Source organism: Streptomyces sp. NPDC002577 (assembly GCF_053594815.1).
The window spans coordinates 181229-194017 of the sequence record NZ_JBSFWK010000009.1; the positions used below are offsets into that span (position 1 = coordinate 181229).

The 12789-nt window shown below is 71.6% G+C and carries 11 protein-coding genes; 8 read left to right on the plus strand and 3 right to left on the minus strand.

Annotated elements, in window-relative coordinates:
• Positions 1-88 precede the first annotated feature (88 nt).
• A complete protein-coding gene (locus tag ACWD4J_RS15715) occupies positions 89-898 on the plus strand; it encodes an SDR family NAD(P)-dependent oxidoreductase (RefSeq protein ID WP_451395914.1) in 810 nt (269 codons plus the stop codon).
• A gap of 244 nt (positions 899-1142) precedes the next feature.
• Positions 1143-1880: a D-Ala-D-Ala carboxypeptidase family metallohydrolase gene (locus tag ACWD4J_RS15720; RefSeq protein ID WP_451395915.1), complete on the plus strand. Its 738-nt coding sequence runs from the start codon at positions 1143-1145 to the stop codon at positions 1878-1880.
• 167 nt (positions 1881-2047) lie between these two features.
• On the opposite strand, the gene ACWD4J_RS15725 is transcribed toward ACWD4J_RS15720, so the two are convergent.
• Positions 2048-3778 (minus strand): bifunctional 3'-5' exonuclease/DNA polymerase, encoded by a 1731-nt coding sequence (locus tag ACWD4J_RS15725; protein WP_451395916.1) that lies wholly within the window; start codon positions 3776-3778, stop codon positions 2048-2050.
• 113 nt (positions 3779-3891) lie between these two features.
• On the opposite strand from ACWD4J_RS15725, the gene ACWD4J_RS15730 reads away from it, so the two are divergent.
• Positions 3892-6366 carry an FUSC family protein gene (locus tag ACWD4J_RS15730; RefSeq protein ID WP_451395917.1) on the plus strand — a complete coding sequence of 825 codons (2475 nt, stop codon included), beginning with the start codon at positions 3892-3894 and terminating at the stop codon, positions 6364-6366.
• A 422-nt stretch (positions 6367-6788) separates the two neighbouring features.
• Here the strand turns inward: ACWD4J_RS15730 and ACWD4J_RS15735 are convergent, their stop codons facing one another.
• Positions 6789-7313 carry a hypothetical protein gene (locus ACWD4J_RS15735; protein ID WP_451395918.1) on the minus strand — a complete coding sequence of 175 codons (525 nt, stop codon included), beginning with the start codon at positions 7311-7313 and terminating at the stop codon, positions 6789-6791.
• A 647-nt stretch (positions 7314-7960) separates the two neighbouring features.
• Here ACWD4J_RS15735 and ACWD4J_RS15740 point away from each other — a divergent pair.
• Positions 7961-8182, plus strand: coding sequence for a DUF397 domain-containing protein (locus ACWD4J_RS15740; protein WP_451395988.1), 222 nt, complete (start codon positions 7961-7963; stop codon positions 8180-8182).
• A gap of 71 nt (positions 8183-8253) precedes the next feature.
• Here the strand turns inward: ACWD4J_RS15740 and ACWD4J_RS15745 are convergent, their stop codons facing one another.
• Complete coding sequence (locus ACWD4J_RS15745; protein WP_451395919.1) at positions 8254-8745, minus strand: ATP-binding protein; 492 nt, start codon at positions 8743-8745, stop codon at positions 8254-8256.
• 262 nt (positions 8746-9007) lie between these two features.
• Here ACWD4J_RS15745 and ACWD4J_RS15750 point away from each other — a divergent pair, with 262 nt between their 5' ends.
• The 4 genes from ACWD4J_RS15750 to ACWD4J_RS15765 all read left to right on the plus strand — a co-directional run bounded on the left by ACWD4J_RS15750 (position 9008) and on the right by ACWD4J_RS15765 (position 12758).
• Positions 9008-9904, plus strand: coding sequence for a helix-turn-helix domain-containing protein (locus ACWD4J_RS15750; RefSeq protein WP_451395920.1), 897 nt, complete (start codon positions 9008-9010; stop codon positions 9902-9904).
• Between the two features lie 56 nt (positions 9905-9960).
• Entirely contained in the window at positions 9961-11418 is a 1458-nt protein-coding gene (locus ACWD4J_RS15755) for an aldehyde dehydrogenase family protein (RefSeq protein ID WP_451395921.1), read from the plus strand.
• Between the two features lie 114 nt (positions 11419-11532).
• Positions 11533-12081, plus strand: coding sequence for a DinB family protein (locus ACWD4J_RS15760; protein ID WP_451395922.1), 549 nt, complete (start codon positions 11533-11535; stop codon positions 12079-12081).
• A 35-nt stretch (positions 12082-12116) separates the two neighbouring features.
• Positions 12117-12758, plus strand: coding sequence for a PadR family transcriptional regulator (locus ACWD4J_RS15765; RefSeq protein WP_451395923.1), 642 nt, complete (start codon positions 12117-12119; stop codon positions 12756-12758).
• Positions 12759-12789: the final 31 nt, after the last annotated feature.

Here is a 12789-nt window from a genome sequence, read left to right on the forward strand (position 1 = left end):
CCCGCAGCGGGGGCGCCGCCCGGGACAGGGTTCCAGACGGGATTCCAGACGGGGTTCCATAAGAAAACGCAGAACAAGGAGGTCTCACATGGGTGCACTGGACGGGCAGGTCGTGGTGTTCACCGGCGCCGGATCAGGCATCGGACGGGCGGTCGTCACCCGCTATGTCGCGGAGGGCGCCCGTGTGGTGGCCGTGGACGTGGCCGACACCGTCGAGCAGCTGGCGAAGGAGCTCGGGGACGCCGTGGTCCCGGTGGTCACGGACGTACGGTCCTGGGAGGGCAACGTCCGGGCGGCGACCGCGGCCAGGGAGACATGGGGGCGCATCGACGTGTTCGTCGGGAACGCGGGCATCACGGACGCGGCCCGGCCCCTGGAGGACATCCCCGGCGAGCGGCTCACCGACGCCTTCTCCGAGCTCTTCGGCGTGAACGTCCTCGCCCCGATGCTCGGCGTCCGGGCCACCCTCGACGACCTCGTGAAGTCCCGGGGATCCATCATCCTGACGGGCTCGTTCGCAAGCTCCAACGCGGCGGGCGGCGGTGTGCTGTACACGGCGTCCAAGCACGCGGTGCAGGGGCTCGTCCGGCAGCTCGCGTACGAACTCGCCCCGGACGTCCGGGTCAACGGCGTGGCACCGGGTGTGGCGCCGACCCGGCTGCGCGGCACGGCGTCCCTCGGCCAGACGGCCGCCGACTCGGTCCTCGACGGCACCCGGGAGGTGCTGCCGCTGCAGGAGGTACCGGACGTCGACGCGTACAGCGGCATCTTCACACTGCTCGCGTCGCCGTCGCAGTCGGCCGCGATGACCGGCACCATGGTCACCGCCGACAGCGGACTGTCGATCCGGGGGCTGGCGCGGCCCGGCGGGCGGGTCCAGGGCGCGACGGACCGGTGAGTTTCGGCCCTTGGTGACCGGGTCCTCGGGGTACGGCCGGCCTGAGTGAGTGCGTCGCGCCCCCCGGCCCGGCCGGGGGGCGCCTCTCGGGTGACGGCTCGCGGCTACCTCCCGTCGGGTGTCCCCGGCCCCTCGTCGCGGGGTTGACGCGCGTCGACCAGGCCGCCACCCTCTGCTGCGTACGGCTTTCTCAGTGCGTCCGTCCCACCTCGTTCCCCGCATCCGTCCCCGGTATGGAGGCCCCGTGCTCCGGCGTACGGCAAGACTTCTGCTGTCTATTGTCATGATCATGGCTGGCGTCTTGGTGGGGACGGTGGCGACCACCGGCACCGCGCACGCGGACGGCTGCTACACCTGGTCCAGAACCCTCTCCGAGGGCACATCCGGGGCCGATGTCACCCAGCTGCAGATCCGCCTCGGCGGCTACGCGGGGTACGGCGCCGTGCTGGCGACGGACGGCGACTTCGGCCCGGCCACCGAGGCCGCGGTGACCCGCTTCCAGCAGGCGTACGGACTGACCGCCGACGGCATCGCGGGACCGCAGACCTACAGCCAGCTCTACGCTCTCCAGGACGACGACTGCACGCCCGTCCACTTCTCGTACAGCGAGCTGAACGACTGCAACAGCGACTGGTCCGGCGGCGCCGTCAGCGCGGCCACCGCAAAGTCCAACGCCCTGCGCACCATGTGGAAGCTGGAGGCGCTGCGGCACGCTCTCGGCGACCAGCCGATCACCGTCACCAGCGGCTTCCGCTCCTACTCCTGCAACAGCGCGGTGGGCGGCGCGTCCGACAGTCGCCACCTCTACGGTGACGCCGCGGACCTCGCCGCAGGACCGCACTCCCTGTGCACCCTCGCGCAGCGCGCCCGCTACCACGGTTTCCGCGGCATCCTGGGCCCCGGCTACCCCGGACACAGCGACCACACCCACGTCGACTACCGGTCGAGCCAGTACTGGTCGGCGTCCAGCTGCGGCATCTGACCGGCGGGGCACGGCGGGGCAGTCCGTCGCCGGGCCCGTCCGGCGGCGGCGGGCCCGTCAGGCCCCTGGCCGGGAACGCCTGTTTCGCCCGGATCCTCTTGCCGCCGTGCGCCTGAGAGGTGCCCCAGGCCCGGGGCACCTGGCTGGGCCGGTAGGAGCTCGGGCGGTCACTTCGCGTCCGCGTAGCACTCGACCACCGCCGTCGTGAACGGAAACCGGACCGGCGTCTCGCCGAACGTGATGCGGCCCGCCAGCTCCGCGGCCTCCCGTATCGCCGCCGTCACGACCTCGGCCTCCTCCGCCGGGCAGTGCACGATCACCTCGTCGTGCTGGAAGAAGACGAGCTCGGCCGCCAGACCGGCGCAGCTGCGGCGGAGCGCCGCGAGCATCAGCAGGGCCCAGTCCGCGGCGCTGCCCTGGACGACGAAGTTGCGGGCGAAGCGGCCCCGCGCGCGGGTGTTCGTCGACGCGTATCCGGGGGTGAAGTCCAGGTCCCCGGGCTCCTGGGTGCTGCCGGTGCGCCATCCGCCCGCGCCGGCCGCCTCGGTGGGATCGTCCTGGGGGATGCCGGCCTCCTCCGCGGCATCGCCCGAGCCCACGGCCGGGGGACAGGTCCGGCCCAGCCAGGTACGGACGAGGCGGCCCTCCTCGCCCGCGCGGGCGGCCCCGTCGACGTATGCGACGGCCTTCGGGAAGCGGCGGCGCAGCGCGGCGAGGTTCTTCAGGCCGTCGCCGGACGTCTGACCGTAGATCGCGCCCAGTACGGCGATCTTGGCCTTGGCGCGGTCGCCGGAGAACGCCCGGTCCGACACCGCCTGGTAGAGGTCCGTGGCGCGGCCCGCGACCTCCATCAGACCGGGGTCGCGGGAGATCGCGGCGAGGACCCGCGGCTCCATCTGGTCGGCGTCGGCGACGACCAGCCGCCAGCCGGGATCGGCGACCACTGCGCGCCGGATCACCTTGGGGATCTGCAGCGCTCCGCCGCCGTTGGTCACCCAGCGCCCGGTGACCGTCCCGCCCGGCAGGTACTCGGGCCGGAAACGGCCGTCCCGCACCCAGTCCTGCAGCCACGACCAGCCATGGGCGACCCAGATCCGGTACAGCTTCTTGTACTCGACGAGCGGCCCGACGGCCGGGTGGTCGAGGGACTCGAGCTCCCAGCGGCGGGTCGACCGCACCTTGATCCCGGCCCCCGCGAACGCCTTCACCACGTCCGCGGGCAGATCGGGACGGACCCTGCGGCCGAAGGCGGCCGAGACCTCGTCCGCGAGCTCCGCCAGCCGCCGCGGCTCCCCGCCGCCCGCGTAGCGCTCGCCGAGCAGTTCGTGCAGCACCTCGCGGTGCACGTCCGCCCGCCACGGCAGCCCCGCCTCGTTCATCTCCGCGGCGACCATCATCCCGGCCGACTCGCCGGCCGTCAGCAGCCGCATCCGGCCCGGGTGCGCGGCCGCCTCGTGGCGGCGCTGCTGGTCGGCGTACACCTCGATGAGCGCGTCCAGCGGTATGTCCGTCTGGCGCGGCTCGAAGAGGGGCGACGGGGAGCCGGGCGGCTCGGCGGCCCGCTGCGGCGGATCCGGCGGTACGGGACGGCCGCGCAGCCTGGCCCAGGCGGCCGCCGCCGAGTGGGGCTCGCCGAGCCGGCCCTCATGGCCGAGGAGCAGCATCTCGGCGTCCTCGATGTCGTAGCAGCGGTCCACGCGCACGCCCGCGGCGAGCAGACGGGGATAGACCTCGGCGGTCGACCGCCAGACCCAGCGGGTGACGCCCGGCCGGGACCGCACGGACTCGGCGAGGTCGGGCTCCCGGCGCACGGGCCCGGCGGGCAGCCCGCCGGGCCCGAGGGCGGCGAGCTCGGCCCCGCCGTCCTCGGTGGCCGCCAGGACCCACCGTTCGGTCATGTTCGCGAGTCTCGCACCCAGGACTGACAATCCCCCGACGGCCGATCCCCGACGGCGTCGTCCGTCCCGCTCTGGAGCCGCGGATGTCCAGGACCCTCCCTTACGCTGGCGGAATGAGCTGGCTCCGGGCGCTGACGGAGACCTCCCGTGCAGGGCTGAAGATCGAGCGGGCGCGTCTCGAGCCCCTTGTCGCGCTCCGCGGCGCCGCCGGGCTCGCCATCGTGATCGCGGTGAGCGCGTGGGCCGTCGGGCCCGTCGCCGCCGTGAGCTCCGCGTTCGGCGCGTTCCAGGCGGCCATCGCCACGTTCCAGCGCAGCTGGCGCCCCCGCCCCGAACTCGCCCTCGCCTCCGGCACGACCCTCGCCGTCACCACCTTCCTGGGCTACCTCACGATCTCCCATCAGGCCCTGTTCCTGGCGCTGCTCGCCCTGTGGGCGTTCCTCGCCGGACTGACCTGGGCCGCGGGCCCGACCATCGGCCTCATCGCCTCGTCGAACGTCGCGATGATGGTGGTCACCGTCACGCTTCCCACCTCGGTCGCCCAGGCCGCGGGCCACGCCCTGAGCATGATCGTCGGAGGCATGGTGCAGGCGGCTCTGATCGTGCTCTTCCCGATCCGCAGATGGGGCGCCCACCGCGACGCGCTCGCCGACGCCCTGGCCGGCGAGGCCGACTACGCCCGGCGGCTCCGCTACGACCCGGTCGCGCCGTTCGACCCGGCACCGCTGATGGAGGCCCGCAACGCGGCCGCCGTCACCCGTCGCCAGGCCCGCACCCGGCCCGCCGAGCTGCACGGGACCCGCGGCCTCGCGGAACGTGTCCGTCCGGTGCTCGCGTCCCTCGCCGATCCGGCGGTGGGCGTCCCCGAGGAGGGCCCCGAACGGGCCCGGGTGCGCCAACTGCTCGCCGCCTCGGGCGCGATCCTGGACGCCGCGGCCCATGCCATCCGGCACGGCGAACCCGTCGACCTCCCGCCCACCGCGGCCGCCATCTTCAGGGATCCGGACACGGCCGCCGTCCTGTCGGGCCCCGCCAAGCGCGCCGCCACGCGGCTGGCGGCGCTCCTGGAGGACGTGATCGAAACGGCGGGCGCGTCGCACACGCCCGTATCTCTTACGGCTCTCCCCGACGAGTCTCTTACGGCTTCCCCCGACGAGGCGGACGCGGCCTCGGGGTCGGGGTCGGGAGTGCCGGGACCGGATACGCCTGATGCCGCGGCTGGGAGGCCGGCGGATGCGGCGGTGGTCCCGGCGAGTTCCGCCGGCGTCCGCACCCCCTCCGTGGCGCGAGCGCCGACAGAACAGGCGACGCCGGGCGCGCCGACGGCTCCGGCAACCCCTGATGCTCCCCAAGGCACCGCCGCCACAGGCGTTCACCCGGACGGCAGTCAGTCCGACACCCGCCCGATCGTCCTCGTCCGGCCGACCCTCCTCGGCCTCGTCCCCGAGGCTGTGAAGTCCGTACGCAAGGAGTTCCGCCGCGGCTCCCCCGTCCTGCGCCACGCGCTGCGCGTGACCGTCGTGGCCTGCGCCGGCTATCTGATCGGCGAGGCGTTGCCCCTCGGCCACGGCTACTGGGCCCCTCTGACCTCCGTCATGATCATGCGTCCGGACTTCTCGCAGACGTACTCCCGAGCCGTCGGCCGGCTTGCCGGCACCCTCGTCGGCGTGGCCGTGGCCACGGCGATCGTGCAGATCACGGGCCTGGGACCGTATCTGTCGGGCGCACTCGCCGTCGTCTGCGCGGGCCTGATGTACCTGCTGATGCGCAGCGGCCAGGTCGCCGCGCAGGCGTGCGTCGCCGCGTACGTCGTCTTCCTGCTCGGCATGGGCGGCGAGGAATGGACCCAGACGGTGCCCGAGCGCGTGCTGCTGACCCTCGTCGGCGGAATCCTGGCGATGCTCTCGTACGCGGTCTATCCGGCCTGGGAGACCCCGCGGCTGCGCACGCGCCTCGCCGACTGGCTGCGGGAGAACGGCCGCTACGCCGCCGCGGTCGCCGGGCGCTACGCCGCACCCGCGGGCCGCACGTCCCCCGATGTACGGGAGGCGCTGCTGGCGGCCCGCGACGCCCGTATCGCCTGGCAGCAGGCTGCGGCACGGGCCAGGACCGAGCCGGTACGCCACCGGGGCCTGTCCCGTGCGGCGGCCGACGACGCCGAGGAGGCCCTGGCCCAGATGGCGCGGGTCGCGATGCTGATGGAGGCCCACCTCCCCGAGCACGGCGCGACGCCCGTACCCGCCGCCGCCCGCCTCGCCGAGGCCCTGCGCACGTCGACGGAGCAGGGCGCCAAGGCGGTACGCGAACGCCGCGTACCCAAGTGGGACACCGTCCGTACGGCGCTCGAAGAGTGGGACGGGGAGGGCGTCCCCGACCGGGTCGTACGCAGGGGAGCGGGCCTGCTGCTGGAGACCCTCGACGAACTCTCCGACGCCCTCGACACGGCCACGCCGCCCATGTCGCTCGACGGGACGGATGCACGAGGCACGGGGGCAGCGACGGAGACCGGGATCGGCCCGGACACCGGCTCCACCAACTCCAGCGACACGGAGGCACCACGAAACCCGAAGGGCCCCGCGGCGCATTGAGATTCCGGGCCGCCGGGGGTGCCGCCGCCCGGGGTTCGACGGCCGCCGGGCCTCCCGCCGCCGGGGCCTGCCGGCGGCCGGGGTCTGCCGGCTGCGGGGGCCTCTCGCCGTCGGGCCTGCCGACCGCCGGGGCTGCCGACCGCCGGGGCTGCCGACCGCTGGGGCCCGTCGGCTGCTTGGGCTGCTGCTGACTGCCGGGGCCTGTCACTGCTGGGGTCTGCCGACTGCCGGGCCTCTCGGGCGCCGGGGCCTGTCGGGTGCCGGGGTCCGTCGGGGCCTGTCGGTTGCTTGCGCTGGGTGCGTGTCTCGGGCTGTCGACTGGCTGGCTCTGTCGGCTGCTCTGGCCTGCTGGCTGCCTTGGTCTGTTGGTCGCCTGGGACATCCCGCAGGCCGGGTCTACCGGCCGCCCGGGGGGCCTGCCGTCAGGACGACGGGAGCGACGCGGTCGGCAGTCCCGTCGGCAGCTTTCCGCCCTCGGCCTTCTGGTAGGTCTCCTCTCCGAGGCCCTCCCAGTCGACCTTCAGCGTCGTGTCACTGACGGACTCGACCATGCCCTCGCTGCGGTCGTCGCTGCCGCCCGTGCACTTGAGCGCGATCATCTGCATGCCCGCCTGGTCACCGGCCGTGCCGTGGCAGATGGTCCCGCCGGTCGCGAAGAGGCCGGCCTGCTTGCCGGTGATCACCAGTATGACGGCCTTGCCGTCGGTGGTGGCCAGCCAGCTGCCCCCCAGGCTTCCGCCGGACGCCCCCGAACCGCCACCGCTGCTGTCGCCGGAGTCCGCGGACGCGGAGGAGCCGGTGTCCGGGCTCTTGCCCGTGGCGCCGTCGTCATCTCCGCCGCCGCTGCAGCCGGTCAGTACGAGCGCAGCCGCGACTCCGGCCGCGGCAGCGGCGACCCGTACCCGCGGCCGCCCGAGCGCGGCAGACGCAGTAGAGGCGGTGGTCACTGGTGTCTCCCCTGTGGCACTGGTGTTTGCTCAGCAGACGGCAGCAAGCTACCAGGGACCGCCGCGGCCGCTACGGCCCCTCCGCGAGGCCCGCCCGGCGGCGGTCGTTCGGCGCGCCTGTGGCCGGTGGGTGGGTGCGCCGGTTGGGCACGTGCGCGGCCTCCGGCCGGTGGGGGCGACCCTCACCGTTGTGGGCAGTCGTCCCTCCCCCCAGCCAACGCTGGGAGGTGCCCCCAGACGATGGGGGCACCTCCCTTGCCCTTGAGGCAATGGGGCAGGGTGGGCACAACCTGCGACGTACGGCGCCCCCGCGAATGGCCTCAGCAAAGTCCGGCCTTGGGCGCGCCCCGACAGCCGTCGCCGTCAAGCAGTAACTCCCGCCGGAACAAGAAGGCCCCCACACACGTCTCTACCTTGTGCGGCACTTATCCGACGGCGGGACGCGCAAGCCGGGGCGAAGCCCCCCGTTCCCGCATGCAATGCGGACACGGGGGCAGACGCGCCGCAGCTGTAACCAGAGGAACACCCGTCGTGCACGTGCATCTGCCCATGCATCAGCACGTGAACAGAGCTATGATCCCGAACAGTTGACCGCTGTATTAGCCCAGCCTCACGGGGAGCGATCTGTGCACGACGTGTACAACGGCATGGCGGCCACAGAGCTTCACGAGGTGGCCTGGCAGAAGAGCCGGCACAGCAACTCACAAGGATCATGCGTGGAGTTTGCGAAACTGCCGGGCGGAGACGTGGCCGTACGAAACTCGCGGTTCCCCGACGGCCCCGCGCTCATCTACACGCGCGCAGAGATCGAGGCCATGCTGCTGGGGATCAAGGATGGCGAGTTCGACCACCTGATTGCCGGAAGCTGAGTGCGATCAGGCGGCAACTGTTCGTAACAACGCGCGTAGATAGAAGGCAATCGAAAACCCGGCGGGCGGACCTATTCCGTCGGCAGGCGGAACAGTGCCCAGACCACCTTGCCGGTGAGTGCGCCGGCGAGCGGATGCCAGCCCCAGCTGTCGGCGAACGATTCCACCAGCAGCAGCCCGCGCCCCGACTCGGCCGCGCAGTCCTCCTCCGTCTCGCGGGCGACGGGGTTCTCGCGGCTGGGGTCGCGCACCGCGCACACCAGGCGCGACGCCCAGTGCATGAGCTGCAGCCGTACGGGCGGCTCATCGTCGCGCGGGGTGTCCGAAGGCAGTGCGTGCCGCAGTGCGTTGGTGACGAGTTCGGAGACCACCAGTGCGACGTCGTCGAATGTGTCCGCCAGGCCCCACTGGGCGAGCGTTCGACCCGTGAACTGCCGCGCCTCGCGCACCGCTTCGTAGCGGGCGGGCAGCGCACAGGACGCTGCTCTGGAGACGGCTGCGGGGTCGATCGGGGGAAGCCCCTGCCTTAACGGCTCGAGCATGGTCGATCCATTCATCCCCATGCGAGGCACTCCCGGGATTCGCGGTCGCGGCGATACTGCGGTGGTGCGAGACCATGGTTCCGAATGCGTTCGGCAGATGCAAGGGCAGATGCACGTGCATGCGCCGGAGTTGAGCGTTCTGGTACCACTTCTTACGGATTTCTTCCTCCGTCTACTTCTGTCACTCCTGGAAAGCCTTTCCATTTCTGTAACCGGACGAGTACGGGCTGGAGCGTTTTAGTGGCAGACTTCGGCGTCTGAAGACGTTGGGAAGGGTGACGAAGTGACCGCAGGCGAGTCATGGGGGTCCCCCCAGGCGCTGAGCCCTGGCGGGGGCTCCGTGGTGCGGCGCATCCTCCTGGGCTCACAGCTCAGGCGGCTGCGGGAAGCGCGCGGTGTCACGCGCGAGAAGGCCGGTTATTCGATCCGTGCGTCCGAATCGAAGATCAGCCGTATGGAGTTGGGGCGGGTGAGCTTCAAGGCGAGGGACGTGGAGGATCTGCTGACGCTGTACGGCGTCACGGACGAGGCTGAGCGCAACGCACTGCTCGCCCTGGCGAAGGAGGCCAACGTCGCGGGCTGGTGGCACAGTTACTCGGACGTGCTCCCTGGCTGGTTCCAGACGTATGTGGGCCTGGAAGGTGCCGCGTCGCTCATCCGCGTCTACGAAGTCCAGTTCGTGCACGGCCTGTTGCAGACCGAGGCGTATGCGCACGCGGTCGTCGAGCGCGGCATGGGAGAGGGTGCGAGCCCTGCCGACATCGAGCGCCGCGTCGCACTGCGCCTTGAGCGCCAGAAACTGCTCGTCTCCGAACGCGCCCCGGACTTCCATGTCGTTCTGGACGAGGCCGCGCTGCGCCGGCCCTATGGGAGCAGGGACGTCATGCGCGGGCAGCTCCAGCATCTGATCGACGTGTCCGAGCGGCCGAACGTCAGGCTCCAGGTGATGCCGTTCAGCTTCGGCGGGCACTCCGGCGAGAGCGGCGCCTTCACGGTGCTCAGCTTCCCCGAGTCGGACCTGTCCGACGTCGTCTATCTCGAACAGCTCACCAGCGCGCTGTACCTGGACAAGCGGGAAGACGTCACACAGTACGCAAAAGCGATGGACCGGCTGCAGGGCGAGAGTCCGGATCCGGCCCAATCACGGGACGTCCTCCGAGGACTGCTCCAACTCATATAAGACACAAGTACGATGACGTCCCATCAGGCGTCAGCCTCTTTGCAGTTGGGGATCGCATGTCCTTCTTCACCGACCTGGCCCACCAGTACATCGACGGCGAGTGGCGGACCGGCAGCGGCTCGTGGGACATCATCGACTTCAATCCGTACAACGGTGAGAAGCTGGCCGCGCTGACGGTCGCGACCGTCTCCGAGGTCGACGAGGCCTTCCGCGCCGCCGCGCGGGCCCAGAAGTCCTGGGAGCAGGCGGGCCCCTACGACAGACGGCAGGTGCTGGAGCGGGCGCTGCGGATCACCGAGGCCCGTGAGGACGAGATCGTCGAGGCCATCGTCGAGGAGCTCGGCGGGACCTGGTCCAAGGCGCGGTACGAGGTGCATCTCGCGAAGGAGTTCATCCGCGAGGCGATGCACATCGCGATGTGGCCCGAGGCGCAGATCGTGCCCTCGCCCATCCCCGGCAAGGAGAGCCGCGTCTTCCGGCAGCCCGCCGGAGTCGTGACGGTGATCAGCCCCTTCAACTTCCCGTTCCTGATCACGCTCAAGTCCGTCGCCCCGGCGCTGGCCCTGGGCAACGCCGTCGTCGTCAAGCCCAACCAGAACACGCCTGTCGTCGGCGGCGGGCTCATCGCCCGGATCTTCGAGGACGCGGGCCTGCCGGCCGGCCTGCTGAACGTCATCGTCACCGACATAGCCGAGATCGGCGACGCCCTCATCGAGCATCCGCAGGCGAAGGTCATCTCGTTCGCGGGATCGGACCGCGTGGGGCGGCACATCGCCTCCGTGGCGGCCGGCCACCTCAAGCGCGTCATCCTCCAGATGAGCGGGAACAGCGCGCTGGTCGTCCTCGACGACGCGGACGTCGACTACGCCGTGGACGCCGCGGTCTTCAGCCGGTACGTGTACCAGGGGCAGGTCTGCATGGCCGCCAACCGCATCCTGGTCGACCGCTCCGTCGAGCAGGAGTTCACGGAGAAGTTCACGGCCCGGGTGAAGGCGCTGAAGACCGGCGATCCGCGCGATCCGGACACCCACATCGGCCCGCTCATCAACGCCTTCCAGGCCGAGGCGCTCATGACCCTGGTCGACCAGGCGCTCGCCGACGGCGCCACCGCGCTCGTACGCGGCCGGGCCGTGGGCAACCTGGTGGAGCCGACCATCCTCACCGGCCTGCCGGCGGACTCGCCCGTACTGCGGCAGGAGATCTTCGGCCCGGTGGCCCTTCTCGTCCCGTTCGACGGCGAGGAGGAGGCGATACGTATCGCCAACGACACCCCGTATGGGCTCAGCGGCGCCGTGCACGCCGCCGACATCGAGCGCGCGGTGCGCTTCGCACGTCGTATCGAGAGCGGCATGGTGCACGTCAACGACGGCACGGTGCACGACGATCCGCTGGTCGCCTTCGGAGGCGAGAAGGACTCGGGCCTCGGGCGGCTGAACGGCGAGTCCACGGTGGACGCCTTCACCACGAAGCGGTGGATCTCGGTGCAGCACGGGCGGAGCGAGTTCCCGCTCTGAGGCTCGCCGTCCTTTCTCCGGCGCGCCGCCGAGTTGCGGACAGAACCTGACCGCAAGGGCTCCTAGGTTCGTACGTACCGAAAGCGGCAACGCACGACGAAAGGCGGCCCGATCATGGTCATGCACGTTCCCGCAGAGGCACCCGGTGACGAGCGCGGAGCCCTTCTCGGCTTCCTCGAGGAGGCGCGCGGCGGCGTCCGGCGGGCACTGCTCGGCCTGACCGAGGAGCAGGCGGCGAAGAAGCCCAGTGTGAGCGAGCTGTCGCTGTCCGGGCTGCTCAAGCACGTGGCCGAGGTCGAGCAGAGCTGGCTGGCCCGGGCCGGGGGCGAGGAGCCGCCGGTCGAGCGGACCGAGGAGAACTGGCACGAGTGCTTCCAGCTCATCGGCGACGAGACGGTCGAGCAGCAGTTCGCGCACTGGGCGGAGATCGCGCGGGAGACCGAGGAGTTCATCCGTGCGGTGCCCAGCCTGGACGAGACCTTCTCGCTGCCGGACCAGCCCTGGTTCCCCAAGGAGCGTGTCTCGATGCGCTGGCTGCTGCTCCGGCTGATCAGCGAGATGGACCGGCATGCCGGGCACGCCGACATCATCCGTGAGTCGCTCGACGGCAAGACGGCCTTCGAGCTGGTGGCCATGGAGCAGGGCTACGCTGGTCAAAGTTGACCAGTATGTATGCCGTGTGAGCGAGGGGCGTGGGGATGTCGGCGATCCGGTTGCTGGTGCTCGGTGCGGTCCGCCAGCACGGACGGGCCCACGGGTACCAGGTGCGGGGTGACCTCGAGTACTGGGGCGCCCACGAGTGGTCGAACGCCAAGCCGGGTTCGATCTACCACGCCCTCAAGCAGATGGCCAGGCAGGGCCTGCTGCGCGCCCACGAGGTCGCGCCCTCCACGGCCGGCGGCCCGCCGCGCACCGAGTACGAGGTGACCGACAAGGGCACCCGGGAGTACTTCAAGCTGCTGCGCGAGTCCCTGACGGCGTACGACGAGAAGCCGGACGTCCTGTCGGCGGCTCTCGGATTCATGGTCGACCTGGGGCGCGAGGAGGCGCTCGAACTCCTCGAGGAGCGGGTGCGCGGCATAGGCGAGTGGCGTGCGGCCGTCACGGAGTACTACACCCCGGCGGACGGGCCCGGGCAGCTCGGCCACATCGGCGAGATCATGAACTTCTGGGTGTACTCGGCGGACCGCGGCGCCGAGTGGACCCGGGGGCTGATCGACCGCATCAAGGGCGGGGCGTACACGTTCGCGGGGGAGGGGGAGCCGTTCGTGGGGGTGCTCGCGGACGGGGAGGAGAACCCCTATGCGACCGGTGTGCCGCACAAGGGCGACCACCAGTAGCCGACTGGCGCCCTTGCAGCCGGGCCGCCGA